Source organism: Telluria sp. AC161 (assembly GCF_979258535.1).
The window spans coordinates 2,092,157-2,116,763 of the sequence record NZ_OZ409861.1 but is presented as its reverse complement, the minus strand read 5'-3'; the positions used below and the strand labels follow the sequence as shown (position 1 = coordinate 2,116,763).

At 63.8% G+C, this 24,607-nt stretch carries 23 protein-coding genes; 19 read left to right on the top strand and 4 right to left on the bottom strand.

Annotated features, from left to right (window positions below; genetic code table 11):
- The first annotated feature begins 13 nt into the window (after positions 1–13).
- The 14 genes from ACZ0AJ_RS09510 to ACZ0AJ_RS09445 all read left to right on the top strand — a co-directional run bounded on the left by ACZ0AJ_RS09510 (position 14) and on the right by ACZ0AJ_RS09445 (position 14,027).
- The gene (locus tag ACZ0AJ_RS09510; RefSeq protein ID WP_499454118.1) at positions 14–667 is read left to right on the top strand and encodes a response regulator; all 654 of its coding nucleotides are present in this window, start codon (positions 14–16) and stop codon (positions 665–667) included.
- 376 nt (positions 668–1,043) lie between these two features.
- Positions 1,044–1,217: a Flp family type IVb pilin gene (locus tag ACZ0AJ_RS09505; RefSeq protein WP_499454115.1), complete on the top strand. Its 174-nt coding sequence runs from the start codon at positions 1,044–1,046 to the stop codon at positions 1,215–1,217.
- A gap of 102 nt (positions 1,218–1,319) precedes the next feature.
- Positions 1,320–1,877 carry an A24 family peptidase gene (locus ACZ0AJ_RS09500; RefSeq protein WP_499454633.1) on the top strand — a complete coding sequence of 186 codons (558 nt, stop codon included), beginning with the start codon at positions 1,320–1,322 and terminating at the stop codon, positions 1,875–1,877.
- Positions 1,874–3,241 carry a DUF8689 domain-containing protein gene (locus tag ACZ0AJ_RS09495; RefSeq protein WP_499454112.1) on the top strand — a complete coding sequence of 456 codons (1,368 nt, stop codon included), beginning with the start codon at positions 1,874–1,876 and terminating at the stop codon, positions 3,239–3,241. Before ACZ0AJ_RS09500 ends, ACZ0AJ_RS09495 begins: the two co-directional genes overlap by 4 nt.
- Positions 3,234–4,076 carry a Flp pilus assembly protein CpaB gene (cpaB, locus tag ACZ0AJ_RS09490; protein WP_499454631.1) on the top strand — a complete coding sequence of 281 codons (843 nt, stop codon included), beginning with the start codon at positions 3,234–3,236 and terminating at the stop codon, positions 4,074–4,076. The genes ACZ0AJ_RS09495 and cpaB overlap by 8 nt, the downstream gene beginning before the upstream one ends.
- Before the next feature lie 14 nt (positions 4,077–4,090).
- Positions 4,091–5,569 (top strand): type II and III secretion system protein family protein, encoded by a 1,479-nt coding sequence (locus tag ACZ0AJ_RS09485; RefSeq protein ID WP_499454109.1) that lies wholly within the window; start codon positions 4,091–4,093, stop codon positions 5,567–5,569.
- Between the two features lie 2 nt (positions 5,570–5,571).
- The gene (locus ACZ0AJ_RS09480) at positions 5,572–5,826 is read left to right on the top strand and encodes a hypothetical protein (RefSeq protein ID WP_499454108.1); all 255 of its coding nucleotides are present in this window, start codon (positions 5,572–5,574) and stop codon (positions 5,824–5,826) included.
- Positions 5,827–5,835: 9 nt separating this feature from the next.
- A complete protein-coding gene (locus ACZ0AJ_RS09475; protein ID WP_499454107.1) occupies positions 5,836–7,014 on the top strand; it encodes a CpaE/TadZ family protein in 1,179 nt (392 codons plus the stop codon).
- A complete protein-coding gene (locus ACZ0AJ_RS09470) occupies positions 7,011–8,462 on the top strand; it encodes a TadA family conjugal transfer-associated ATPase (protein ID WP_499454106.1) in 1,452 nt (483 codons plus the stop codon). The genes ACZ0AJ_RS09475 and ACZ0AJ_RS09470 overlap by 4 nt, the downstream gene beginning before the upstream one ends.
- 10 nt (positions 8,463–8,472) lie before the next feature.
- Positions 8,473–9,447: a type II secretion system F family protein gene (locus tag ACZ0AJ_RS09465; protein WP_499454104.1), complete on the top strand. Its 975-nt coding sequence runs from the start codon at positions 8,473–8,475 to the stop codon at positions 9,445–9,447.
- Between the two features lie 15 nt (positions 9,448–9,462).
- Positions 9,463–10,395 (top strand): type II secretion system F family protein, encoded by a 933-nt coding sequence (locus ACZ0AJ_RS09460; protein ID WP_499454102.1) that lies wholly within the window; start codon positions 9,463–9,465, stop codon positions 10,393–10,395.
- Positions 10,396–10,659: 264 nt separating this feature from the next.
- On the top strand, positions 10,660–12,282 hold the full coding sequence (locus tag ACZ0AJ_RS09455) for a methyl-accepting chemotaxis protein (protein WP_499454100.1): 1,623 nt from the start codon (positions 10,660–10,662) through the stop codon (positions 12,280–12,282).
- Positions 12,283–12,473: 191 nt separating this feature from the next.
- Entirely contained in the window at positions 12,474–12,692 is a 219-nt protein-coding gene (locus ACZ0AJ_RS09450) for a hypothetical protein (protein WP_499454099.1), read from the top strand.
- A 189-nt stretch (positions 12,693–12,881) separates the two neighbouring features.
- Positions 12,882–14,027 (top strand): sensor histidine kinase, encoded by a 1,146-nt coding sequence (locus ACZ0AJ_RS09445; RefSeq protein WP_499454626.1) that lies wholly within the window; start codon positions 12,882–12,884, stop codon positions 14,025–14,027.
- A 51-nt stretch (positions 14,028–14,078) separates the two neighbouring features.
- Here ACZ0AJ_RS09445 and ACZ0AJ_RS09440 read toward each other — a convergent pair whose 3' ends face one another.
- Both ACZ0AJ_RS09440 and ACZ0AJ_RS09435 read right to left on the bottom strand, forming a co-directional pair.
- The gene (locus tag ACZ0AJ_RS09440; RefSeq protein WP_183552807.1) at positions 14,079–14,732 is read right to left on the bottom strand and encodes a VTT domain-containing protein; all 654 of its coding nucleotides are present in this window, start codon (positions 14,730–14,732) and stop codon (positions 14,079–14,081) included.
- Between the two features lie 96 nt (positions 14,733–14,828).
- A complete protein-coding gene (locus tag ACZ0AJ_RS09435; protein ID WP_499454097.1) occupies positions 14,829–15,887 on the bottom strand; it encodes an AI-2E family transporter in 1,059 nt (352 codons plus the stop codon).
- Positions 15,888–16,144: 257 nt separating this feature from the next.
- Between ACZ0AJ_RS09435 and ACZ0AJ_RS09430 the strand changes: the two genes are divergently transcribed.
- The 4 genes from ACZ0AJ_RS09430 (at position 16,145) to ACZ0AJ_RS09415 (ending at position 20,652) form a co-directional block, all read left to right on the top strand.
- On the top strand, positions 16,145–17,002 hold the full coding sequence (locus tag ACZ0AJ_RS09430) for a hypothetical protein (RefSeq protein WP_499454096.1): 858 nt from the start codon (positions 16,145–16,147) through the stop codon (positions 17,000–17,002).
- Positions 17,003–17,088: 86 nt separating this feature from the next.
- Entirely contained in the window at positions 17,089–18,372 is a 1,284-nt protein-coding gene (locus ACZ0AJ_RS09425; protein WP_499454095.1) for a paraquat-inducible protein A, read from the top strand.
- The gene (locus ACZ0AJ_RS09420) at positions 18,365–20,023 is read left to right on the top strand and encodes a PqiB family protein (protein WP_499454093.1); all 1,659 of its coding nucleotides are present in this window, start codon (positions 18,365–18,367) and stop codon (positions 20,021–20,023) included. Before ACZ0AJ_RS09425 ends, ACZ0AJ_RS09420 begins: the two co-directional genes overlap by 8 nt.
- On the top strand, positions 20,020–20,652 hold the full coding sequence (locus tag ACZ0AJ_RS09415) for a PqiC family protein (RefSeq protein WP_499454092.1): 633 nt from the start codon (positions 20,020–20,022) through the stop codon (positions 20,650–20,652). Before ACZ0AJ_RS09420 ends, ACZ0AJ_RS09415 begins: the two co-directional genes overlap by 4 nt.
- A 41-nt stretch (positions 20,653–20,693) precedes the next feature.
- Here the strand turns inward: ACZ0AJ_RS09415 and ACZ0AJ_RS09410 are convergent, their stop codons facing one another.
- The gene (locus ACZ0AJ_RS09410; RefSeq protein ID WP_499454090.1) at positions 20,694–21,827 is read right to left on the bottom strand and encodes a PQQ-dependent sugar dehydrogenase; all 1,134 of its coding nucleotides are present in this window, start codon (positions 21,825–21,827) and stop codon (positions 20,694–20,696) included.
- Between the two features lie 350 nt (positions 21,828–22,177).
- Positions 22,178–23,224, bottom strand: a complete 1,047-nt coding sequence (locus tag ACZ0AJ_RS09405) for an SDR family oxidoreductase (RefSeq protein WP_499454088.1) — start codon at positions 23,222–23,224, stop codon at positions 22,178–22,180.
- A gap of 347 nt (positions 23,225–23,571) precedes the next feature.
- Here ACZ0AJ_RS09405 and ACZ0AJ_RS09400 point away from each other — a divergent pair, with 347 nt between their 5' ends.
- Positions 23,572–24,492 carry an isoaspartyl peptidase/L-asparaginase gene (locus tag ACZ0AJ_RS09400; protein ID WP_499454087.1) on the top strand — a complete coding sequence of 307 codons (921 nt, stop codon included), beginning with the start codon at positions 23,572–23,574 and terminating at the stop codon, positions 24,490–24,492.
- The last annotated feature ends 115 nt before the right edge of the window (positions 24,493–24,607 follow it).

Genomic DNA, 24,607 nt, shown 5'->3' with positions numbered 1-24,607 from the left:
TAATGGAGAAACCATGACGATCCGCATCCTGCTCGTGGATGACCACAAGACCATGCTGTGGGGTCTCGAGCGCCTGATCCAGGCCGAAGGCCCGTCGTTCACACTGGTGGGCAGCGCCAGTGACGGCGCTGAAGCGACGGCCCTGTGCGCTTCACTGCACCCGGACATCGTGCTGCTGGACCTCGACCTGAAAGGCAGCAGTTCCATCGATTTTCTGCCGATGCTGGTGGCCAATGGCAGCACGCGCGTCGTGATCCTGAGTGCGAACCGCGACCAGAGCACGCTGGCCGCTGCCGTCAAGGCCGGTGCACGCGGCGTGGTCAGCAAGGAAGCGCCGACCGACGACGTGCTGCTGGCCGTGCGCAAGGTGCACGGCGGCGAGTTGTGGCTCGACCAGTCGCTGATGCAGGCGCTGTTGGGCCAACTGGTGGCGCCGGCGCCGAAAGCCGATCCGGAGGCCGAGCGCATCGGCACGCTGACGGCGCGCGAGCGCGACGTGATCGGCATGATCGTGCAGGGCAAGGGCGCCCTGAACAAGGAACTGGCCGAACGCGCATTCATCTCGGAGCGCACGCTGCGCAACCACCTCACCACTATCTACCAGAAGCTGGACGTCGCCAACCGCCTCGAGTTGTACGTCTACGCCACCAAGCACGGTCTCTCCTGAGGCATCGCCTTTTTTCGCTCCGTCAGAATGCGCCGCAGGGCGACCCAGGACAAATGTACCGGGTTGCCATGGCGCAACGTACCTTTCAAAAAGGTAGTTTTGACGGATGGCAACAAAGTTGCTGGTCCGTAAGATTCAACTCATGCGCTGCGTATCGTGACATGCGGTACGGCGGCAAGCGAACAGGAGCGAACGGTGCACGACAGAGAAGACAACCCGGAACAGCAGTATGAAAGCAGCAGCAATCCGGCCATGTCGTATGTCGTTCTCTCGGTTCTGCTCGCAGTCGTCTGCTTCATCGCGGCAATGGCTGCATGGACGAGCGCATAAAGCCAACCTGCTAATGATTGAATACCGACCCTTGAAAGGCTCCACCATGAACTTCATCAAAAACCTGATCAAAGAAGAAGACGGCGTCACCGCCATCGAATACGCACTGATCGCATCGCTGATCGCCGGCGTCATCATCACCGCCGTGACCCTGCTGGGTGGCAACATCAGCAAGCTGTTCAACGACCTGGCCGCTCGCATCAAGACCCCGACCACGTAATTGCATACAGCACGGCCCGCCTCAAGCGGTCCTCATCCGGCGCGGATTGTCCGTCGCCGGATTTTTTTTACCCGGAGTGTATCCTTGACGATCTTGCCACTTATGATGTTGTGTTTGCTACTTGGCGCCGCCGTGTGGCATGACGTCAAAGCGCGCCGCATCCCGAACGCCGTCGTGTTCCCCGGTATGCTGGCGGCGTTCGTGCTGCACGCTGCACTGCCGGCCGGGCCGGGCTTGTTCGGCACGCCGATGGGCGGCCTCGGGCTGCTGTCGTCATTGGGCGGCTTCGGGCTGGGACTGGTGATCCTGCTGCCGATGTATGCGCTGCGCCTCATGGGTGCCGGCGACGTCAAGCTGCTGGCGATGGTCGGCGCTTTTGTCGGCGCCGGTCAGATCCTCACCGTCGGTCTGGTCACGCTGGTGGCTGGCGGCGTGCTGGCGCTGGTGTTTGCGGCCTGGCAGCGCAATCTGCGCCGCCTGGTCGCCAACGCGTATCACATGGCGCTGCACACGACCTACTCGGCGCTGGCCGGCGTGGTCGCCGCGCCGACCGTGCCGCCGGAAGCGGCCAGCGGCCGCCTGCCGTATGCGATCGCGATTGCGGTCGCCACTGTGGGCTGCGTGCTGTGGTTACGCGTACACGGGGCGTTGCCGCTGTGAGCCAGGTCCTGCCTGCACCAGCGAACGCGCCGGCCGATGCCAGGGCGCCGCGCACGGTCGACGAGACCGGGTTGCCATTCCTTTTTCTGGCTGAGTTGCTGGGCAAGATCCTGTTTCAGCGTGGCCAGTTGCGCCTGGCCGAACTGGCCGCGCACACCAAACTCAACGTCAGCGTCATCGATCCTTTGATCGCATTCCTGCGCAGTGAAAAACTGTGCGAAGTCGCGCGCATCGGCAACAGCGGCACCGATGCCGACCTGTGCTACATCCTCACCGAAGCCGGCCGCGCGCGTGCCCAGGCCGCTCTGGGCCGCAATGCCTACGCCGGCCCGGCGCCCGTCACGCTGGCAGCTTACGTGGCCCAGGTCGCGGCGCACAGCGTGGCCAATATGCAGGTAACGCGCGGTGCGATGGCCGCCACCTTCGATGGTGTCGTCGTCAACCCGGTCGTGCTCGACCAGATCGGCGCCGGCATGAATTCGGGCCGCGCGCTGTTTTTGCACGGCGCCGCCGGCAGCGGCAAGACCTACCTGGCCGAGCGCCTGCGCGACCTGCTGGTCGGCACGATCGCCGTGCCGCACGCGCTGATGGTCGATGGCGAAGTGATTCCGTTCTTCGACAACGTGCAGCACTGCGTGACCGAAGCGGCGGTGATGGAAGCACCGAGCCTGGACCGCGGCAGCGCGCCGGATGGGCGCTGGATCCGCGGCGTGCGTCGCCCGGCTGCGCTGGCCGGCGGCGAACTCACGCTGGACATGCTCGACCTGCGCTTCGATCCGCACACCCGCCTGTACCAGGCCCCGCCGCACCTCAAGTCGAACAACGGCATCTTCATCATCGACGACCTGGGGCGCCAGCGCTGCACGCCGGAAGCCCTGATGAACCGCTGGATCGTGCCGATGGACCGCAATGTCGATTACCTGACGCTGCACACGGGCCACACGTTCCAGGTGCCGTTCGACGTGATCGTTGTGTTCTCGTCAAACTTCGTGCCGCAGCGTTTGTCGGATGGCGCCTTCCTGCGCCGCCTCGGCTACAAGATCGAAGTGCCGGCAGCGTCAACCGACGAATACGCGCGCCTGTTCCGGCAGGCGTGCGACAGCGTCGGCGTGGCGTTCGACGCCGCGTCGTTCGACTACCTGCTGGCCTGCCACCGCGAGCGCGGCGTGCCGCTGCTGGCCTGCTACCCGCGCGACCTGATGCGCCAGTTGCGCGACCTGGCGCGCTACGAAGACCGCGCGCCGGAACTGTCGCGCCGCACCCTGGACTGGGCCTGGGATAACTATTTTGCCGCGGGCGCCCCAGGCCGGCCCGCATCACAAGAACGCCGCGAACGCGGCACGACGGAGTATGAGCATGCGTAATTCGAGAGCGATCCTGATCATCGGCGTGGCGCTGCTGCTGGCGCTGGGCGCCGTGGTACTGGCAGCCAAGTGGATGGGCGAGCAGGGCCCGGCCGGTGCCCGCGTGGTGGTGGCCGCCGCCGATATCGGGCAGGGCGCGCGCATCCTGCCGGCCAGCCTGCAACTGACCGACTGGCCCGCCGGCTCGATGCCGCCTGGCGCCATCACCGACATCAAACTGCTGGAAGGCCGCATCGCGCGTGGCGACATCGCACGCGGCGAGCCGGTGCTCGAATCGAAGCTGGCGCCGGCCGGCACGCTGGGCGGCCTGTCGGCGGTGGTGGCCAGTGGCAAGCGCGCCATGACCGTGCGCGTCAACGACGTCGTCGGCGTGGCCGGCTTTGCACTGCCGGGCAACTATGTCGACATCCTCGTGAACCTGGCGCCCACCAACAGCGACCTGGCGCAGAACGCCGGCTCGATTTCGAAGATTGTCCTCGAGCGCATCCTGGTGCTGGCCGTGGCGCAGGAATCGGCGGTCGACGACAGCAAGCCGCGCGTCGTCAATGCGGTCACGCTGGAACTGACCCCGAATGAAGTGGAAAAGCTCGACCTGGCCCGCTCGATCGGCTCCCTGTCGCTCGTGCTGCGCAACCAGATCGAAGCGCAACCGGCCAACACCACCGGCGCCACGCGCGAATCGGTGCTCGGCCTGCCGGCATTGTCGGCGAAGGCGCTGGCCCCAGTGCGTGATCCGGCGCCGCACGTTGCTCCTACAGCACCACGTCAGCCAAGCGCGCCGCGCGACGGTGTCCTGGTGATCCGCGGCCTGGACGCCGCTTCGCAAAGCTTTTGATTGAAGAATCCGTCATGACCACATTGACTCATAAAACCCTGCTGGCCTGCGCCGTTGCGCTGACGCTGGATGCCCATGCGGCCCCCGCCGGCAAGGTGGATGCCGCCGACACCAGCGCCGCAGCGGCTGACTGCATCGACCTGCGCGGCGGTGCGAATGGGCGGCTGCAGCTGATGCGCGGCAAATCCGTCCTCAAGCGCTTCTGCACGCCGGCCGGCGCCGTCATGGTGGGCGACCCGAAAGTCGCCAACGTCGTGGTCCCGGGCGCGAGCGAAGTCGTGATCGTCGCGCGCAGCGTCGGCAGCACGAACCTGATCGTGTCCGGGCGTGACAAGCGCTCGACCGTGATCGACCTGGACGTGGCGATCGACACGTCGGCGCTGCGTGCGCAGTTCGACACGCTGTTCCCGCGCGAGCGCGATATCCGCATCGGCGCCAGCGGCAATGCCGTGGTGTTGTCGGGCATGGTCAGCGATGTCGGCGTGGCCAGCCAGCTGGTGGATCTGGCCACAGCGTTCCAGGAAAGCGCCGCGCCTGCTGCGGGCGGCCAAGCCGACAGCGGCGCCGGCAGCCCGTCGCCCCTGTCCGTCGGTGCCCCGGCTGCGGCGCCTGCCGCGGGCTCGGCGACCGCCGCGAAAGTGCTCAACATGCTGTCGATCGCGGCGCCACAGCAGGTCATGCTGGAAGTGAAGATCGCCGAAATTTCGAAGTCGCTCGTCGACCAGCTTGGTGCCAAGGCGGGCTTTTCAAAGACCAACGGCAGCTGGACCTATGCCGCCGTATCGAGCCTGCTCAGTGGCGGCGCCGGCGCCGTCAGCGCCGTGGGTAACGGCATGAAGCAACTGACCATCGACGGTGAAAAGCGCGATGGCCTGGTCAAGATCCTGGCCGAGCCGAACGTCATGGCCATCAGCGGGCAGGAGGCGAGCTTTCTTGCCGGCGGCAAGATCTTCATCCCCGTCGCGCAGACTTCGTCCGGTGGTGCGGGCTTGATCACGCTCGAAGAAAAAGAGTATGGCGTGGCCGTGAAGTTCACGCCGACCGTGCTGGCGGGCGGGCGCATCAACCTGCGCGTGGCGCCAGAGGTATCGGAACTCAATCGCGAGGGCATCGGCATCACCACGCCCGGTTCGAGCAACAACAGCGCGACCGCGATCCTGCCATCGTTTACGACGCGGCGCGCGGCAACCACGGTGCAGCTGCAGGATGGCCAGAGCTTCGCGATCGGCGGCCTGATCCGCAATAACGTGACCAGCACCATCAAGCGCTTCCCGTTCCTGGGCGATGTCCCGGTACTCGGTGCGCTGTTCCGTAGCAGCGACTTCCAGAATGACCGCACCGAACTGGTGTTCATCGTGACGCCGCGCCTGGCCAAGCCGATGCAGTCGCAGCCCGGGTTGCCAACCGACGAGTATGTGCAGCCGACCCGCGCCGAGTTCCTGCTTGGCGGCCAGCTCGAAGGCCGCGCCGCTCCTGTCGCACAAGAGAAATGATCATGAAGACCATCACCACCGCCATCCTCGCCGCAGCCTGCATGCTCCTTCTGGGCGGCTGCGCGACCGATACGCCCGCCGGCACCGGCACCACCGTGCGCAGCATCATGGCCAGCCAGGTCATCGCGCCCCAGGCCACGCCGTCGGCGCCGGGCAGCGACGCCGGCACCGCGATCCTCGCCTACAAGAATTACCAGGGCTCGTTTGCCGCACCCGCGCCGCAGGTCGAGATCACGCTGTTCGGCGGGAACAAGTAAGAGGCCACCATGAAAATCGCAGTCCTTTCGCGCGACGAGCGCCACCTGATCGAGCTGTCGCGCCAATTGCGCGCACGCCCGGGCAGCGACGAAGTCGACATGATCGCCGGCACCCCGGCGCGCCTGTCGACGATGAGCGACGACGCCATTCCCGACCTGCTGGTGGTCGACCAGCCGCGCGCCGACGAGGGTGACCTCGACCAGCTCGAGCGGCTCGGTCACCTGTTTCCGCGCATGGCGTTCATCGTGCTGTCGGGTGACCTGTCGCAGGATTTTCTGCTGCGCGCGATGCGTGCCGGCGTGCGCGAAGTGCTGCCGGCGTCGCCCGCCGCCGCTGACCTGATCAAGGCCGTCGACCACATCGCCGAGAAGTTCGGCAGCCAGGGCGCGGCGCAGGGCAGGGTGCTGGCCTTCATTTCGTGCAAGGGCGGTAGTGGCGCGACCTTCCTGGCGACGAACCTGGCCTATGCGTTGTCCGCCGGCGGCACCAAGCGCGTGGCGATGATCGACATGAATCTGCAGTTCGGCGACGCGTCGCTGTTCGTTTCGGACAGCAAACCGCTGGCCACGCTGTCGGATGTCGCGACCCAGATCCACCGGCTTGACCCGTCGTTTTTGTCGTCGAGCATGGTTGCCGTGACGCCCAACTTCAGCGTGCTGGCCGCGCCGTCCGATCCGGCGCACGCCAGCGACGTCAAGCCCGAACACATCGACGCGATCATCAAACTGGCGCGCCGCCAGTACGATTTCATCGTGCTCGACGTCGCGCGCAGCCTGGATCCGGTGACGATCCGCGCGCTCGACCATGCCGACACGATCTACCCGGTGCTGCAAACGACGCTGCCGTACATCCGCGACGGCAAGCGCCTGCTCGACGTGTTCCGCAACCTCGAATATGGCAGCGACAAAGTCGAAATCGTCGTGAACCGCCACGACAACAACAGCGACATCAAGCTCAAGGACCTCGAGCAGGCCTTCGACACGACGCACCTGCGCACGATGCCGAACCACTACGATGCGGCGGCCAAATCGGTCAACCAGGGCGTGCCAATCACGCGCCTGGCGCCCGACAGCCCGCTGAGCGCGGCCTTGATGACGATGGCGCGCAGCCAGACGGGCGAGGCGGCGCCGCAAGCCGCGGCCAGCGTGATGGCGCGCCTGTTCAAGCGCCGCAGAACTGACGCATGACCCGCGAACTGCTCAAGGAGTCCAACGACATGAACATGATCCCATCCGCTTCGCTGCGCGAACGCCTCGGCAGCGCCGCACTTGGCAGCAGCACCAGCACCAGCACGATAACGAGCGCACCGACGCGCGTGACCACCGGCACCGCGGTGCCGCGCGTTGGCGCCGTGCGCGGCGGGCCGATCGACAACCGCGCCTACCACCAGCTCAAGGCCCGCATCCACGAAGCACTGCTCGACCGCATCGACCTGGAAAGCATGCAGCGCCTGAACGGCGACCAGATCCGGCAAGAGCTGCGCCTGCTGGTCGAGCGCCTGCTCGAAGAAGAGATGGTCGTCATCAACGACGCCGAGCGCAAGATGCTCACGCGCGACATCCAGAACGAGATGCTGGGCTTCGGCCCGCTCGAGCCACTGCTGGAAGACCCGACCGTCTCGGACATCCTGGTCAACACGCACAAGCAGGTGTATGTCGAACGGCGCGGCAAGCTCGAACTGACCGACGTGACGTTCACCGATGAAGCCCACCTGATGAAGATCATCGACAAGATCGTCTCGCGCGTGGGTCGCCGCATCGACGAGTCGAGCCCGATGGTCGACGCGCGCCTGCCGGACGGCTCGCGCGTGAACGCGATCATCCCGCCGCTGGCGATCGATGGCGCCGTGATGTCGATCCGGCGCTTCTCGGCCGATCCGCTGCGCCTGGCCGACCTGGTTGCGTACGGCAGCATGACGGCCGACATGGCCGAAGTGCTGCAGGGCCTGGGCAAGGCCAAGGTCAATATCGTGATCTCGGGCGGCACGGGGTCGGGCAAGACGACGATGCTCAATGTGATCTCGGGCTTCATCAACCATAACGAGCGCATCGTGACGGTCGAAGACGCGGCCGAACTGCAGCTGCAGCAGCCGCACGTGGTGCGCCTGGAGACGCGCCCTGCCAACATCGAAGGCAAGGGCGAAGTGACGCAGCGCGCGCTGGTCAAGAATGCGCTGCGGATGCGCCCCGACCGCATCATCCTGGGCGAGGTGCGCGGCGAAGAAGCGATGGACATGCTGGGCGCGATGAACACCGGCCACGAAGGCTCGATGGCGACCCTGCACGCGAACACGCCGCGGGAAGCGCTCACGCGCCTGGAAAACATGATCAGCATGGCGGCGCCGAACCTGCCGCCAAAAGCTATGCGCCAGCAGATTGCGTCGGCCGTGGGCGTCGTGGTGCAGGTCTCGCGCCTGACCGACGGCAAGCGCAAGGTGCTGTCGATCACGGAAGTGACCGGCATGGAAGGCGACGTCATCACGATGCAGGAGATCTTCACGTTCCGCCAGACCGGCGTGGCCGACGATGGCACGGTGCTGGGGCAGGCGACCGCCACCGGCGTGCGGCCGCACTTCGCCGAGCGCCTGCGCACGTTTGGCGTGAACCTGGCGCCGCACATCTTCGAGCCGCGTTAGGACGCCTGGCATGGATACCACCTTCATCCTGTTCATCCTGCTGCTGTTCGTCGCCGTCCTGCTGCTGGTATGGGGCGTGTACACGGCCTGGCAGGCGAACAACAACCCAGAAGCCGAGCGCATCGCACGCCGGCTGCGCAGCGTGATCGGGCGCGAGACGCGCGAACTCGATGTCACCATCGTCAAGGAACGGCGCCTGTCCGACAACCCGGAGCTCGAGCCGCTGCTGGGGCGCCTGCCGGGCGTGTACCGGCTGGATCGCATGCTGCTGCAGGCGGGCAGCGCGCAGAAGGTGGCGTCGCTGCTGGCCGTGTGCGCAGCATGCGCGTTCGGCGGGCTCGTGGCCGCCTTGCTGCTGCGCCTGCCGTTACTGGGCCTGCTGGCCTGCATGCTCGTTGCCGGCTGGCTGCCGCTGCTGCGCCTGACGCGGGCGCGCGATGCGCGCATGGTGCGCTTCGAGCGCCAGTTGCCCGAGGCGCTCGACATGATGAGCCGCGCGATGCGCGCTGGCCACGCGTTTCCGACGGCCCTGAAGCTGGTGGCCGACGAAGTGGCAGCGCCTTTGGGGGAAGAATTCAAGACCGCGTTCGATGAAGTCAATTTTGGCGTCTCGATGGCCGATGCACTGAACAACCTGGCGCAGCGCGTGCCGAGCATGGACTTGCAGTACTTCGTTGTCGCGGTGCTGATCCAGCGCGAAAGCGGCGGCAACCTGACCGAATTGCTGACGTCGATTTCGAGCATCATCCGTGATCGCCACAAGCTGGCCGGCCAGGTGCGCGTGCTGTCGGCCGAGGGCCGCATCTCGGCCTGGGTGCTGGGCCTGCTGCCGTTTGGCGCCGGCGGCATGATGGCGCTGGCCAATCCCGAGACGATGAGCGTGCTGGTAAACGACCCGATCGGGCGCCAGCTGAGTGGCGCAGCGCTGGGCATGATGGCTTTTGGCGTGCTGGCGATCCGCAAGATCGTCCGCATCCGGATGTAACGACAGGACGACACGATGACCATGGCAAACATTCTCATGCTGGCAGCGATGTTCCTGCTGGTGTTCGGCATCGCAGTCGTCGCCTTGCTGCTGCTGACGCGCGATCCCGTCAAGGCGCGCCTGGTGGCGCTGGATGAACGCGATGTGCCCAAGACCCGGAGCGGGGACGGCTGGCGCGAGCGCCTGGCCGATTTCGCCGAGCCGCTGGCCAAGCTGTCGGTGCCGGCCGACGGCTGGGAATCGTCGCCATTGCGGCTGCGCTTTATTAATGCCGGCTGGCGCGCGCCGTCCGCCCCCGGGCTGTACCACGCCGGCAAGTCGGTGCTGACGCTCGGCCTGCCGCTGGTGGTCTGGATCGCGCTGCCGCACCATGCCAACCGACCGCTGGCGCTGACCTTCCTGTTGCTCGTCAGCGCGGCCAGCATCGGCTACTACCTGCCCGACTTCCTCCTCAAGCGCCGTGTCGCCAATCGCCAGCGCGACATCTTCGAGGGCTTTCCCGATGCGCTCGACCTGATGACGGTTTGCGTCGAAGCAGGCCTGGCGATGGACGCGGCGCTGGCGCGCGTGGGCAACGAGATCGGCCTGAAAAGTCCGGTGCTGGCCGACGAACTGCAACTGGTGACGCTGGAACTGCGCGCCGGCAGCGCCAAGGAAAAGGCGCTGCGCAACCTGGCGCTGCGCACCGGCGTGGAAGACGTCGATGCGCTGGTCAAGATGCTGATCCAGGCCGAGCGCTTCGGCACCAGCGTCGGTACGGCGCTGCGGGTGCAGTCGGAACAGCTGCGCACGCGGCGCCGGCAGCTGGTGGAAGAGAAGGCGGCGCAGATTGCCACCAAGCTGTTGTTTCCATTGATCTTCTGCATTTTTCCAGCATTGCTGGTCGTACTGCTGGGACCGGCCGTCATTCAGATTTTCCGCGCGATGAGCCCGGTTGCCGGCAGCTGAGAAGGCGGGGCAGACACACGTCTGCGCTCTCGTCAGCGCGGATGATCCGCGCTTGTTCCATGCATGGCGGATCGACCATGTTTGAGGTTGAAAGTACTTGCGTGAACTACACGCCGAATCAGTACTGTTGACCGAAGATGTTGGTCGTGTGCAACACACGACTTGCCCGCATGTGCGATCATATTTCTTTTGAGCATCTTTACCACGCGGCGTTCCTTGGCATACGCAGGGCGCCGTTTCTCACAACTTCCCGGATAACCGTTGATGAAAAACTTAAAAATAGGCACGCGCCTGGCGTTCAGCTACGCGGCCGTACTGATCCTGATGGCCATCGTGATTGTCGTTACCCTCGGTCGCATGGGCGACATGAAGGATGCGACCGATCGCGTGGTCAACACCAGCATGAAGAACCAGCGCAATGTGGCCGAGTGGGCCAAGATCATTGAAGTGAACCGCGCGCTGGTCGAGATGGCTTACCGTACGCCGGAGCCGGAGCAGGTCAAGCTCATTGGCGAGCGCATCGCAGCTGGTTCCGTACGCTCCACCGAATTGCAGCAGACCATCAAGGCCGGCTTGCGTAATCCGAAGTCGCAGGCGCAGCTCGAAGAGGTGGTGACGGCCCGCGTGCCGTACGCAGCGGCACGCAAGGCGCTGCTGGCGGCCAAGATGGCCGGCGACAACGAGGGCGCGCAGCGCATCTTCGAGAGCCAGATGCTCCCGACCAGCGTGGTCTACGTCGAATCGATCAGCAAGCTCGCCGCTGCGCAGCAAAAGTCAGCAGAAAAATTCGTGGCCGACGCGACCGCAGCGTATGACACGGCGCGCACGACCCTGATCGGCCTGGGGATTCTTGCCATCGGCTTGGGCGTGACCTTCGGGATCTTCATCACCCGTTCGATCGTACGACCGATCCAGGATGCCGTTGCCGTTGCCGACCGTGTGTCGTCGGGCGACCTGAGCAGCCAGTTCACCGTCACGACCCGCGACGAAACCGGCCAGTTGATGGCAGCACTGCAAAAAATGAACGATAACCTGCTCGGGATCGTGAGCCAGGTGCGCGCCGGCACCGAAACGATCGCCACCGCATCGGCAGAAATCGCCGCTGGCAATCTGGACCTGTCGCGCCGTACCGAACAGCAGGCCGGCTCGCTGGAAGAAACGGCTTCGTCGATGGAAGAACTGACCTCTACCGTGCGCCAGAATGCCGATAACGCCCGCCGCGCCAACACGATGGCCTCCGAAGCCGCCAGCATTGCCGGGCAGGGCGGCGCCGTGATTGCGCAAGTGGTCGGCACGATGAGCGAGATCAATGCATCTTCGCGCAAGATCGTCGACATCATCAGCGTCATCGACAGCATCGCTTTCCAGACCAATATCCTGGCCCTGAACGCTGCCGTGGAAGCGGCGCGTGCCGGTGAACAGGGCCGCGGCTTTGCCGTCGTTGCCAGCGAAGTGCGCAACCTGGCGCATCGCTCGGCGGCTGCAGCCAAGGAAATCAAAGGCCTCATCGACGACTCGGTGCAGAAAGTCGAAGCTGGTACCGGTCTGGTCGACAATGCGGGCACCACGATGACCAATATCGTGCAGAGCATTTCCCTCGTGACCGGCATCATGAGCGAGATTTCGCATGCCAGCGACGAGCAGAGCGCGGGCATCGAGCAGGTCAACGCCGCCATCACCGAGATGGACCAGGCGACGCAGCAGAACGCCGCGCTGGTCGAGCAAGCCGCCGCTGCCGCTGGCTCGATGCAGGAGCAGGCGGCGCACCTGGCCGACGTGGTCAGCGTGTTCAAGACCGGTGGCAGCACGGTCGCCGCCCACGCTGCACCTGCCCCGGCACGCAGCCAGGAAGCGCCGGTCGGACGCCTTGCGTTGGCTGGCGTCTAAGACGGGCTGGACGCAGTGGAATGAAGGTGCTCGCGTGACGCCGGCACCAACTGGTTTCCTGTTGTCGATCAAATATTGAATATTCAAGATAGTTGATTTGTGAATGACGACTATCATGGATCGCAATTTGATTTCTATCTGATAGAGCGCATACTAGCTTCATACCAGATCAAATACACAGGAAGAAAACCATGACCACCTTGTCCCTTCGCCCATCGTTCGCTGCCCAACTGGCCGCCGTGTTCAGCACCGCATTCGATTTCGTGCGTGAAGTCAAGGCAGCGCCAACCGCCGCAACCCGCACCACTGGCAGCGCCGATGTCTGGGCGCTGTACCGCATGACCCGCGGCGCCGATGCCGTCTCGCCAGCCATTGCCCGTCGCTTGGCAGCGCACGCCAAGTCGAACTGATTTCCGGGTTGGGCGCTTGCCCAACCCATATCCAGCGCCCCGCAGAATGCGGGGCGTTTGTCGTTTACAGGCTGCCTGCACGTCAACCTCCCACAAGCCCGGTAGTCGCTCTCCTACGCTGTGCAAATGTTGCAACCTCGATAATGTCGATTGAGACTTTGATAGCGGTGCTCTTTCCGCATTTGCACCATGAACAATGAGAACACGCCGCTCGACGGCGAATTTAGCGAGCTGGATAACGGGTGGCCCGAATCCTATGCGTGGGCCATCGAGCAAATGCCTTGCCCTGCGTACTGCTGCTCTCCCAATGGCACACTGGTCCACGTCAATGCAGCAGCGAAGCGGATCTGGGGTGATGCTTGCCCGCTGCTGCAAGACATGCGGTGGGATGGGTTCGAGACGCTGCGGTCCCTGGATGGTGAATTGCTGGACAAGACGGCAAGTCCGGCGGCGCAGGCAGCCGCCGGGGCGTCGCCATGTCCTACTGAGCTGCTCGCCGTGTGCCGTGATGGTCAGCCCCGCCGTATTGTCGTGCATGCCAAGCCGGTATTCCACGCGGATGGCGCCGTCGTGGGCGCCCTGTGCTGCCTGACCGACATCAGCGAGCAGCGCCGGCTGCAAGAGCGGGAGCGCGACGCCGCCCACGCGCGTGAAGAATTCCTGGCCATGCTGGCGCACGAGTTGCGCAACCCGCTGGCGCCCATCATGAGCATCGCTGGCCTGTTGCAGCGCGCGAACAAGGACCCGGGCGTGGCGAAAATGGCGGGTGTTGTCCAGCGCCAAACCAAGCAACTGGCGCGCTTCATTGCCGATCTGCTGGATGCGTCACGTGTTGACTGCGTCCACACGCTGCCGGTCGAACCACGCCGTTGCACGAAGCATGAGATCGTGAACTTGTCGCTCGACGCGGTGGAAACGCTGGTGCGCTCGCGCAACCAGCGCCTGATCGTCGAGGTCGACAATCCTGATGCCGAGTTGCGCTGCGACCCGGAGCGGGTGGCGCAGGCACTGGGCAACGTGCTGTGCAATGCCAGCGCGTTCACGCCTGATGGCGAGGAAATCTGCCTGCGGGTTTATATCGAGGGCAATGTACTGCGCGCCGAGGTCATCGACTGCGGGGCAGGCATTGCGGCGGAAGACTTGCAGCACATTTTCGAGCCATTCGAGCGCCGTGCACTGGCGCCGGGCCGCGCGCCCGTCGGTGCGGGCCTGGGCTTGACGATTGCCAAGGGCGTGTGCGAAGCCCATGGCGGATCGATCTTCGTGCGCAGCGCGGGGCCGGGGATGGGCACCACCGTGTCGATGGCCTTGCCAGTGGCCGTCTGCGCTGCCTGACCTTCTGGCCGGGGATATTCCCCGGCTTGGGTCGCGGCAAAGATGGTCAGGTCAGACTGGACCGCCCGCACGGCGCGCGCGGTGCCGTTCCATCAGCCAGGCCACGATGCCCGGCACCAGCGACAGCACGATGATGCCCATGATGACGGCTGTCAGGTTATCGTTGACCCACTTGATATTGCCAAAGATGTAGCCGGCAACCGTCAGCGACACGACCCACAAGGTGCCGCCAGCGATGTTGTACCCGAGGAAGGTGGCGTAGCGCATGCTGCCCAGCGCTGCCACGAACGGTGCGAGCGTACGCACGATCGGCACATAACGCGCCAGCACGATGGTCTTGGGGCCATGACGCTCGAAGAAGCGCTCGGTGTGCGCAATGTGTTCGTCCTTGATCAGGCGGAAGCGGTAGCCACGCTTCACGCGTTCACGAAACGCACTGCCAATGGCAAAGTTAAGAATATCGCCGGTCACCGCGGCGACAATCAGCAGCGGAATCAGTATTTCCAGTGACAGCATGCCCTTGGCGGCCAGTGCGCCGGTAACGAACAGCAGCGAGTCGCCAGGCAGGAACGGCATCACGACCACGCCCGTCTCGACGAAGATCACGGCAAACAGCAGCACATAGACGAGCAACTGGTATTCGGCAGCCAGTACGGCGAGGTGGCGGTCCAGGTGAAGGAACCAGTCGAGCAGGGTAGTCAGCATTGAATTTCTCGTTGAATCAGGTTGCGGCAGGACCCCGGCCGACGTCATGCTGGCCGGGGCAAAGCGCGTATCTTACCTTTAGTCTAACCCTTGCTGTTACTCTTCCTGGAACTCGTCCGAGCGGCAGAACAGATCCCACGCAGCAATGAACAGGGCGGCAATCACCGGCCCGATCACGAAACCGTTCAGGCCGAACAGCGCCATACCGCCCAGGGTGGAGAGCAGAATGACGTAATCAGGCAGCTTGGTATCCTTGCCGACCAGGATCGGGCGCAGGATATTGTCGACCAGACCGATGACCAGAACGCCATACGCGGCCAGCACCACGCCCTGCCAGATATCGCCCGTCACCAGGAAATAAATCGCCACCGGCCCCCAGACCAGTGCCGCGCCGATGGCCGGCAGCAGCGACAGGAAGGCCATCACCACGCCCCACAGCAGCGGGCCGGACACGTCCAGCATCCAGAAGATCAGGCCGCCCAGTGCGCCTTGCGCAACGGCCACCAGCACATTGCCCTTGACCGTGGCGCGGATGACGGTCGTGAAGTTCTGGAACAGGCGGCTCTTGTATTCGACGCTCAGCGGCACGGCGCGCTGGATGCGCGCTGCCAGGATGCGGCCGTCGCGCAGCAGGAAGAACAGCAGGTACAGCATGATCGTCATGCTGACGACGAAGTCGAGCGTGTTGCGACCGATATTGAGCGCATACGTGGCGGCTGCCTGGCTGATCTGCGCGGCAAATTCGGTGATCTTGGTCTGCAGCGAGGCCAGGTTGGTCAGTTCAAAGCGCTCCAGGATCGAAATGGCCCAGTTCGGCAAGGCGCGCATCACGACCTCGAAGTAGTGGGCGAAATCGATCTGCCCGCTGCTGACCATCGTGTAGATGCCGGCGACCTGATCGACCAGCGACGCCGTGATCATGGCCAGCGGCAGCAGCACCATCAGCACGATGACCAGCAGCGAGAGCAGGGCGGCAACGGTCGGCTTGCCCTTGGTTGCCCGCAGCAATTTCGATTGCAGCGGCGCGAAGATGATGGCGAACACGACGCCCCAGAACACGGCGCCGGAGTACGGCAGCAGAATCCAGAGGAAAGCGATGGTGACGATCGTCAGCAGGAGCAGAAAGGAATTCTGCGGAAGGGTAAATTGCTTCATTGGCTGCGTTTGTGAAAAGGTTAATGTTTCTGGATGATAAACCATGAGGCGCGCAGCACCGGGTGCGTTCGTGTAATGACGCGCCGCGGTGTGCCCAGTATGCAACTTGCATGCTGCCAAATATCGGTGTGGCTTAATGACCACAAAGTCAGTTCAATCGTGCGGGTTGGCAAACTAACATCTTGCGATAATTAATTGTTGCCGCGTCGAGACACAGTCTGGCGGGCACTTCTATCAATTGACTATCCGGAGAACCCATGTCCCGCCCTGCACCACGCATTGCTGCCCCGTCCATCCACACCACCCTTGTCCGCGCAATCAAGGGCGCCATTTTGCTGGGCGCCGCCGCAGCAGGCATGGCGCAGGCACAGCAGTCGCCAGCGCTCGATCGCGTCAGCATCTCGGCCGGCGCGTTCTACGCCGATCCTGAAATCCATCTGGGCGGCGATACCCGCTACGGCCGTGTCGACACGCCGGATGAAGAGATCAGCGACGTCACGCTGCCACGCGTCAAGGGCGAAGTCCTGATCGGTGACAGTCACGGCATCTCGTTCGACTATTTCCGCTTTGACGAAGGCTACGGCGCCGACCTGAAGGGCGACACCGTGTATGAGGGCCGTCCGGTCAGCGGCTCGCTGCGCGCCGACGCCAACCTGCGCATCGAGCTGGCGCGCCTGTCGTACAAGCTGTGGTTCGGCAAGGAAAAGAATGTCTTCGGTGTTGGCCTTGGCGCAGCCCACCTGCGCGCCAAGATTTCCGGCTCGGCGTCGGCCAATGTCAGCGCGACCGCACCCGTGGAAAATTACTCGTGGAGCGGTTCGGCGTCGGCCAGCGAAAGCGTCTGGGCCCCAACCGTCGAACTGGCATGGCGCCACGCGCTGAACGACCAGGTCCGCTTCTACGCGGAAGCCTCGGGCGTGAAGAAGAACGGCGGCAATGTCGAAGGTCACATCTACAACGGCGCGCTCGGCGTGGAATACTTCCCGCACAAGAACATCGGCCTGGTCCTCGACTACGGCATCCAGAAAATCGACCTGCACCGCAATGGCGAGCGCACCGCCGACATCGACCTCAAGCTGACCGGCCCGTCGGCCTACGTCAAGGTCCGCTTCTGATCGGGACTGCGCTCACGTTGGAACTGCACGTTCAGTTGCTCTCGGTCATAATACCTAGTGTGAAAGCACTGGTGTAAGGGGAGTGGGTGAAAACGGATCAACTGGTCGCGTGTCATGACTGTGGCAGCCTGTATCACTGGCGGCCGTTGGCCGCCTGCGAGCGCGCCAGCTGCCACCGCTGCCAGCACGAGTTGTACCGCTGGCACAAAGGCAGCCCGGCGCGTCAGGCCGAGGTGCTGGCCGCGCTGACGCTGGGCGCCGTGTTCGTGTTCCTGCTGGCGCAGTGGTTCCCCATCGTCACGCTCGAGATGGGCGGCATGCTCTCGGGCGCCACGCTGTACCAGGCCGTGGCTGTGCTGTGGGGGGCGGGCGACCAGGTCATTGCGGCCATGGTCTTCTTTTGCGCCATCATTTTTCCCGGCATCGAGCTCGGCTCCCTGTTTTATGTGGCGCTCGGTCTGACCCGGGGCGTGCGCGTACCCGGTTTCAATCTCGTGCTGCGCACCGTCCAGGGCGCACGCCACTGGGCAATGACCGAGGTGCTGATGATCGGCATCCTGATCACCGTAATCAAGATGACGAGTTTGGCGCGCGTGGAGCCGCATCCTGCGCTGTTTGCTTTTGGTGTGCTGACAATCCTGTGCGCGCTCGTCATGCGCTATGAACCGAAAGCGCTGTGGGCGCTGGCCGACCGGTTGGCGCCGCTGCGCAAGTCCGATCCGGCACGTCAGACCACCACGATTCCCGAAGCCGATTCGGTGCTGGTCTCGTGCAGCGCCTGCGGCCTCGTGAATCACACATGCCCGTCACGCGACGGCACCGATCGCTGCGCCCGCTGCAGCGCCGCGCTGCATCGCCGGATTCCCCACAGCGTCGGCTGGACCTGGACCATGCTCCTGGCCGCCACGCTGCTCTATATTCCCGCCAATATGCTGCCCGTGATGTACACCCGCTCGATCGGTGGCACGGAGGGCGACACGATCATGAGCGGCGTCGTGCTGTTCTGGAACACCGGCTCGAAGGGCCTGGCCATCATCATTTTCATTGCCAGTATCGTGGTGCCGGTGTCAAAGCTCGCCGCGCTGGCGTGGCTGAATGCCACCGCCCAGGCGCGCTCGCGCACGGCGCCGATGGCGCGCACACGCGCGTATCGCGCCATTGAATTCGTCGGCCGCTGGTCGATGCTGGATATTTTCGTGGTTGCCCTGACCGTCGCGCTGGTGCGCTTCGATGCGCTGGTGGTGATCACGGCCGGACCGGGCGCGATCGCGTTTGGCTGCGTGGTGATCGTGACGATGGTCGCGTCCCACCAGTTCGACCCGCGCCTGATCTGGGACCCTATTGAATCGAACGGAGAACCCCATGTCTGAACCGGACAGCGCGCACGCACCTGCCAACCCGCCGGCCCCGCCGGAACCACCCGTGGGCCCATCGGCGCCACTGGCCGCTTCACCCGCCGTCGACCGCCCCAGCCGCTGGCTGCCATCGCTGATCTGGATGATTCCCGTGCTCGCGGCGCTGATCGGCGCCTGGCAAGTGGTCAGCTGGGTCACCAACAAGGGTGCGACCGTCTACGTGTATTTCTCCAGCGGCGAAGGACTCGAGGCGGGCCAGACCAAGGTCAAGTACAAGGACGTGGACATCGGCCGCGTCGTCTCGGTTACGCTGGGCGAAGATGGTAACCGCGTCGTTGCCAAGATCGAGATGGCCAAGGAGGCCGACCGCTTTACCGCCATCGATTCGCGCTTCTGGGTCGTGAAGCCGCAGATCGGCGCCAGCGGCGTCTCGGGCCTGGGCACGCTGCTGTCCGGCCCTTATATCGGCGCGGCGCCCGGTGTGAAGGAAGACACGACAAACAGTTTCACGGGGCTGGAAACGGCGCCGCCGATTCCAATTGGCCTGAAGGGCCGCGAATACAAGCTGCATGCCGAAACGCTCGGCTCAGTGGCGCCCGGTTCGCCCGTCTACTTCAAGCGCGTGCGCGTGGGCCAGGTGGCCTCGGTGGCGCTGGACAAGGCCGGGCAGGGCATCGACATGTCGGTCTTCGTCGAGCAGCCGTATATTGGCCTGGTCGGTCAGGACACGCGCTGGTGGCACGCCAGCGGCGTCGACTTGCGCCTGGATGCGAGCGGCCTGAAACTCAATACCCAATCGCTGGCGGCACTGGCCACCGGCGGCATCGCCTTTGAATCGGCCGATGGGCGCAAGCCGGTTGCCCCGGCGCCGGTCGGCACGCGTTTCCTGCTGTCGGAAGACCGCAGCGCTGCGCTGCGCCCGCCTGACGGGCCGGCCGTCACGGCCATGCTGTACTTCGACCAGTCGCTGCGCGGGCTGTCGCCGGGCGCCGTCGTCGATTTTCGCGGCGTGGCGCTGGGCGAGGTGCGCGCCGTCGGCATCGAGTTCGACCGCGAACGCCAGAAATTCACGATGCCGATCACCGTTGACCTGTATCCGGGCCGTCTGGGCAAAGGCTTCATGGCGGCGATGGAGCGCGAAGACGGCGGCCAGCGCGCCCTGACCGCGATGGTGGGCCGCGGCCTGCGCGCACAGCTGCGCAACGGCAATCTGCTGACGGGCCAGCTGTATATCGCGCTGGACTTCTTCCCCAACGCACGCAAAGCCACGATCGCCGAACAGGGCGAGTTCCTGGTGTTGCCGACGGTGCCAGGCCAGCTCGATGAACTGCAAAGCCAGATTTCGCGCATCGCGGGCAAACTCGACAAGATTCCATTCGACGAGATCGGCGTGAACCTGAACCTGACGCTGAAGCAGGCGAATGCGACACTGGCACGGATCGATGGCAAGGTGCTGCCCGAGATGCAGCAGACGCTCAACGCCGCCAAGGCCACCTTCGCCAGCGCCGAAAGCGTGCTGGCGCAGGATGCGCCGCTGCAGTCCGATCTGCGCAAGGCGCTGCAGTCGGTGACCGACACGATGGCCAAGATCGATGCGCTGGCCGATTACCTCGAACGCAATCCGCAGTCGCTCATTCGCGGCAAACCTCAGGAGAAAAAAGAATGACGCTGTTTATCCAGGCGCGCCGCGCACTGACCGGGGCGGCGCTGGCAGCCCCGTTGCTGCTGGCGGGCTGCTCCAGCACGCCGACCGACCAGTTCTATACGCTCAGCGGCGGCGCCGCTACGGTCGTGCCGCCGGCAGCGGCCAGCGCACCGTTGTTTTTTGAAATGCGCCCCGTGACGATTCCCGCGCAGGTGCGCCGTCCGCAACTGATGGTGGCGGGCGAGGCCGGCAAGATCGAACTGATGGAGCACCATCGCTGGGCCGGTCCGCTGGCCGATGAAATCACCACCGGGCTGTCGCTGGGGATCGCGGCCAATCTGGGTGGTGTGGATGTGTACCGCAACCCGGCGCCGGCCGGCAGTACGCTGTACCGCATTGGCGCGAACGTCCAGCGTTTCGAGTCGAAGGAAGGCGGCTACGCCCTGATCGACGCGGTCTGGAACGTGCGCAAGGTCGATGGCGGCTCGGTGCAGACGTGCCGCAGCGTGTTCCAGGAAAACGTGGGACCGGGGTACGAGGCATTGGTGGCCGGACATCGCGCTGCGCTGGCCAAGCTCGCTGCGGCGATCTCGGCCGGCGTGCGCAGCCAGGTTGCCGGCGGCACGCTGGCCTGCGTGAACAACCCATAGCGCAACAGCGGGCACGCCCGCGTCACGCAGCTCTTGCTGGCTTACTTTTTCGGTGTCAGCATCAGGAGCTTGCCACGCGGGCCGTCCTCCAGCAGCCATACTGCGCCGTCCGGCCCGGCGCGAACGGCGCGGATGCGTTCGCCCATGTCCCAATGGTCGACCTTCTTCGCGTTCTCGCCGTCGAGCGCGATGCGGTCCAGCGACTTGCCTGAGAGGCCCGTGATGAAGAGGGAATTTTTCCACTTCGGGAACAGGTCCGCATCGTAATAGGCGAGGCCGCCCGGCGAAATGGCCGGATCCCAGAACACTTTCGGTGCTTCGAAACCGTCGCCTGGCTTGTGGTCGGGGATGTCGCGGCCGTCATAGTGGCTGCCATTCGATGCTTTCGGCCAGCCGTAGTTGAGGCCTGGCTTGATCAGGTTGATCTCGTCGCCATGGCGCGGCCCCATCTCCATTTCCCACAAGCGCCCCTGCTTGTCGAAGGCCACACCCAGCAGATTGCGGTGGCCATACGACCAGACAGCTGGGTTGAACCCCTTCGCCGCGAGCGGATTGCCAGATGCTGGCGTGCCGTCGAGGTTCAGGCGCAGCACCTTGCCGAGCGTCGACTTCGGGTCTTGCGCCGGGTCGAACAGCTGGCGATCGCCACTCGTAAAGAACAGGTACTTGCCATCCGGTGAGAAGCCGATACGACCCGAATAGTGCCCGCCCGTCGACGCATCCTGGCCGCGGAAAATGACCTTCGTATCCTTGAGTGAGCCGCCTGCCTGATCCAGTGTCGCGGTGGCGAGCATGACGCGGGTATCGGCGCCGCTACCCGCTTCCGAGTAGCTGAAGTAGAGCAGCTTGCTGGCCGCGAAGTCGGGGGCGGGCACGATGTCCATGAGCGCGCCCTGGCCCTTGCTGCTGACGGTGGGTGTGCCGGACACGGTCCGCTTGGTACCGGTAGCGGGATCGAACAGGATCAGCGTCCCTTCCTTCTGCGTCACCAGCACTTTGCCGTCAGGCAGAAATGCCATGGCCCATGGGTTGTTGAATGTGCCGACCGGCTTGACCTCGAAAGGCAGGCTGCTGGTCGCGGTTGCGCTGGCCTGCGCGTTTGCGGCCGCCGGGGCGGCGAACGCGAGCAGGGTGAGCGAGAAAGTGGTGGCAAGGCCGAGCATGCTTGAATTCATGTTGTCCAGATCTCCATTCGCGGTTTAATGCCAGGTTGTTGATGCGGTGCGCGCCTGTTGCTTACGCGCGCGAAGCAGGCGTTCGCGCTGTTGGTGCAAAAGGGCAGTTGGAAGTGTAGAGCAAAACGCCCATTGCAGACGCTGCGCTGGTCGCGGCACCCGGCTTTTCAACACGCTAGGTACGGCAATTTCTCAAAGTCGGGAATGTTAGAACGGCCCACGGAAACGCGTAGAGCAAGCGTTTCTACGCAGCCTTGGCCGGTTGCGACCTTTCGAGACCGTCGGCGTTCAGCACCGTCATATTATTGGCTGGAATGGTCTGCTTGTATAACGCCTGGCAACTTACCTGGTCATGGGATGATTTTCTTCTGCCTTAACTGGTGCAGTGCTGTTTGAATCCAGCGCTCATTGTCAGATGGCTCGACAAAGCCTGTACGGCGAATTTTTCCCATATCGGAAATGACGTCGAATTCGCAATTGAAAATAAAGTCGCCGAACCCCCAGCTGACCAGCTTCTGGAACGCTGGCCCTTGCAAGGCAAGGCGCGTGGCCAGTTTCTCCCATTCGCCTGCCAGCGACGGCATCTGTCGCGCCAGCGACATCGGCTGCGGCGCTGCCACGTCCATACCGAAGTTGTCAGCGACGTGCTGCCAGATGCGTTCCCAGCGAAATGGTTCTCCAACGAGATTGAACGCCTCGTTGCGCGCCGCTGGGGCCAGCGCTGCCCACAGGCTCGCACGCGCCAGCCAGCTTGCATCCGTTACTTGCGCCAGTACATCGCGATAGGTCACCGATGTGCCTGGAAACCGCAGCGGCAACCTGCGTGCCTGGCTCAAGGCGGCGTACACCGCCATCGTGACGGTGATATTCATTGGATTGCCGGCCGTACTGCCAACGACGACGTCCGGGCGCAATATGGACCAGTCGAAGCCATCGCGTTCAGCGCGGCTACACAGCAAGTCTTCCTGGGCATAATAGAAATTGGGGCCAAGATAGCGCGGATCGTTTTCGTAAAATGGCGCGTGAACCTTGCCCAAGTGGACCCCGTACACCTTGGCGCCCTGGTAGAGTACTACCCGCTGTACCGGTGCGCCTGTTACCTTGAGGCCATCGAGAAGATTTTCCAGCATGGCAAGGTTGACCACTTCCTCGTGACCCAGGTCAGAATGAGGCGCCAGCGCGGCATAAAATACATGGGTCGTGTCACTGGCATCACGCAGGGCTGCAGCAGTGGCTGCGGCGTCGTGCAAATCGGCATCGATCGTCGCGACACCCTGTACTTCCGTGTGTCGCAACGCCCGCACCGTCCAGTCGGGATGGGCAGCCAATGTTTCTACCAGCGCATTGCCGATAATTCCGCTTGCACCGACCACCAACGCGACATTTCCATTACTCATGCTTTATTCCTTATCTGGTAATCACGCTCGCCTTTGAATAGCGTTTGTGAGTGATAACCGCACATATTAATCGTCATCTGCCATCACATCGTTGGATGTCATTTTATTTTACCAGCATGCCAGAACACCAATGTTCGATACACCGGTTGTACTACTGGTTTGGGCGTCGATAGTGGCTCGCCGGCGTTCCATTCTGAATATCACAGTAAGCTGCAAATCTTTGTAAGGACAATCTTACATACCTGCTGCAGCACTTCCGATAGGTTTTATCTGCCTGGATTTGCATAATGCGCTCAATGAATTGACTGCATTCGCTGGTGTAGCAACTAAACCAAAGGACTGATGTAATGACGGGAGAATTAGACGACTTCGCCATCGTTACGCACGGCGGTGCAGGCGAGCCGCTGGAATTTACTGACGGCTGCGAGGCCGCTGCCAGGCGCGGCCGCGAGTGCATGCTTGAAACCGGCGACGCGCTTGCGGCGGCGATCGCTGCGGTCGTCGTCCTCGAAGAAGACGAACGCTTTAATGCGGGCACCGGTGCTGTACTGTGCCTGGACGGTACCACCATCGAGATGGATGCGTCCGTCATGGATACACGCGGTCGCCTCGCTGCCATCGCCGGCGTGCGTGACGTGCGCAATCCTGTCTTGCTGGCACGCGCGGTGGCTGATACGCCGCACGTTTTCCTGATTGGTGAAGGCGCCGACCGATTAGCCCGCGCGCTGGGTCACGAAAGAGCGCAGCCGATTCGCAGCAGTCAGCACGAAAAGCACACCAGGCTCCTGAGCGAACTTGCCGGTTCCGCGCCAGTGATGCCAGGCATTGAGAACCGGCTGTTCGAGCAATTCTGGAACTACAAGATCCCTTTGGCGCTGCCGTCTAGCCAGTCGCACGATACCGTGGGCGCAGTGGTACGTGGTCCCGATGGCCACTTCGCCGTAGCCGGCTCGACAGGCGGTTCGGCCCCTTCGCTCCTTGGCCGCGTTGGCGACACGGCCCTTGTCGGTAGCGGCTTTTATGCGGGTCCCTTGGGTGCAATCGCTGCCACTGGGGTGGGTGAGCACATCATACGTCACATGCTTGCCCGCACTGTCTATGGCTGGATCGAGCAAGGCATGCCATTGCAGGAGGCCCTTCAGCGTGGTATTGACTTGATCGACAACGATGTCGATACAGGCTTGATTGCCGTGACCAAAACCGAAGCAGCATCCTGCAGCAACACGCATATGCCAGTCGGGAAAATCTGCATTACAAAGGATTCGTAGTACGACCAGAGGTCAGCAGGTAATCCCGGTTGTTGAAGCACGCTGACACAGAGTTTAACTGGCAGGTATTGCCTATCCGGGCGCAGGCGCTCATTTACATCCCGTGGCGATCTCC

Excerpts from the sequence above, each read along its gene's own strand:
- ACZ0AJ_RS09475 (WP_499454107.1), top strand. The coding sequence starts at position 5,836 with ATGAAAATCGCAGTCCTTTCGCGCGACGAGCGCCACCTGATCGAGCTG.
- ACZ0AJ_RS09405 (WP_499454088.1), bottom strand. The coding sequence starts at position 23,224 with ATGAGTAATGGAAATGTCGCGTTGGTGGTCGGTGCAAGCGGAATTATC.
- ACZ0AJ_RS09480 (WP_499454108.1), top strand. The coding sequence starts at position 5,572 with ATGAAGACCATCACCACCGCCATCCTCGCCGCAGCCTGCATGCTCCTT.
- ACZ0AJ_RS09435 (WP_499454097.1), bottom strand. The coding sequence starts at position 15,887 with ATGAAGCAATTTACCCTTCCGCAGAATTCCTTTCTGCTCCTGCTGACG.
- ACZ0AJ_RS09420 (WP_499454093.1), top strand. The coding sequence starts at position 18,365 with ATGTCTGAACCGGACAGCGCGCACGCACCTGCCAACCCGCCGGCCCCG.
- ACZ0AJ_RS09445 (WP_499454626.1), top strand. The coding sequence starts at position 12,882 with ATGAACAATGAGAACACGCCGCTCGACGGCGAATTTAGCGAGCTGGAT.
- cpaB (WP_499454631.1), top strand. The coding sequence starts at position 3,234 with ATGCGTAATTCGAGAGCGATCCTGATCATCGGCGTGGCGCTGCTGCTG.
- ACZ0AJ_RS09430 (WP_499454096.1), top strand. The coding sequence starts at position 16,145 with ATGTCCCGCCCTGCACCACGCATTGCTGCCCCGTCCATCCACACCACC.
- ACZ0AJ_RS09450 (WP_499454099.1), top strand. The coding sequence starts at position 12,474 with ATGACCACCTTGTCCCTTCGCCCATCGTTCGCTGCCCAACTGGCCGCC.
- ACZ0AJ_RS09415 (WP_499454092.1), top strand. The coding sequence starts at position 20,020 with ATGACGCTGTTTATCCAGGCGCGCCGCGCACTGACCGGGGCGGCGCTG.
- ACZ0AJ_RS09485 (WP_499454109.1), top strand. The coding sequence starts at position 4,091 with ATGACCACATTGACTCATAAAACCCTGCTGGCCTGCGCCGTTGCGCTG.
- ACZ0AJ_RS09455 (WP_499454100.1), top strand. The coding sequence starts at position 10,660 with ATGAAAAACTTAAAAATAGGCACGCGCCTGGCGTTCAGCTACGCGGCC.
- ACZ0AJ_RS09505 (WP_499454115.1), top strand. The coding sequence starts at position 1,044 with ATGAACTTCATCAAAAACCTGATCAAAGAAGAAGACGGCGTCACCGCC.
- ACZ0AJ_RS09465 (WP_499454104.1), top strand. The coding sequence starts at position 8,473 with ATGGATACCACCTTCATCCTGTTCATCCTGCTGCTGTTCGTCGCCGTC.
- ACZ0AJ_RS09400 (WP_499454087.1), top strand. The coding sequence starts at position 23,572 with ATGACGGGAGAATTAGACGACTTCGCCATCGTTACGCACGGCGGTGCA.
- ACZ0AJ_RS09510 (WP_499454118.1), top strand. The coding sequence starts at position 14 with ATGACGATCCGCATCCTGCTCGTGGATGACCACAAGACCATGCTGTGG.
- ACZ0AJ_RS09500 (WP_499454633.1), top strand. The coding sequence starts at position 1,320 with ATGATGTTGTGTTTGCTACTTGGCGCCGCCGTGTGGCATGACGTCAAA.
- ACZ0AJ_RS09440 (WP_183552807.1), bottom strand. The coding sequence starts at position 14,732 with ATGCTGACTACCCTGCTCGACTGGTTCCTTCACCTGGACCGCCACCTC.
- ACZ0AJ_RS09470 (WP_499454106.1), top strand. The coding sequence starts at position 7,011 with ATGACCCGCGAACTGCTCAAGGAGTCCAACGACATGAACATGATCCCA.
- ACZ0AJ_RS09460 (WP_499454102.1), top strand. The coding sequence starts at position 9,463 with ATGACCATGGCAAACATTCTCATGCTGGCAGCGATGTTCCTGCTGGTG.
- ACZ0AJ_RS09410 (WP_499454090.1), bottom strand. The coding sequence starts at position 21,827 with ATGAATTCAAGCATGCTCGGCCTTGCCACCACTTTCTCGCTCACCCTG.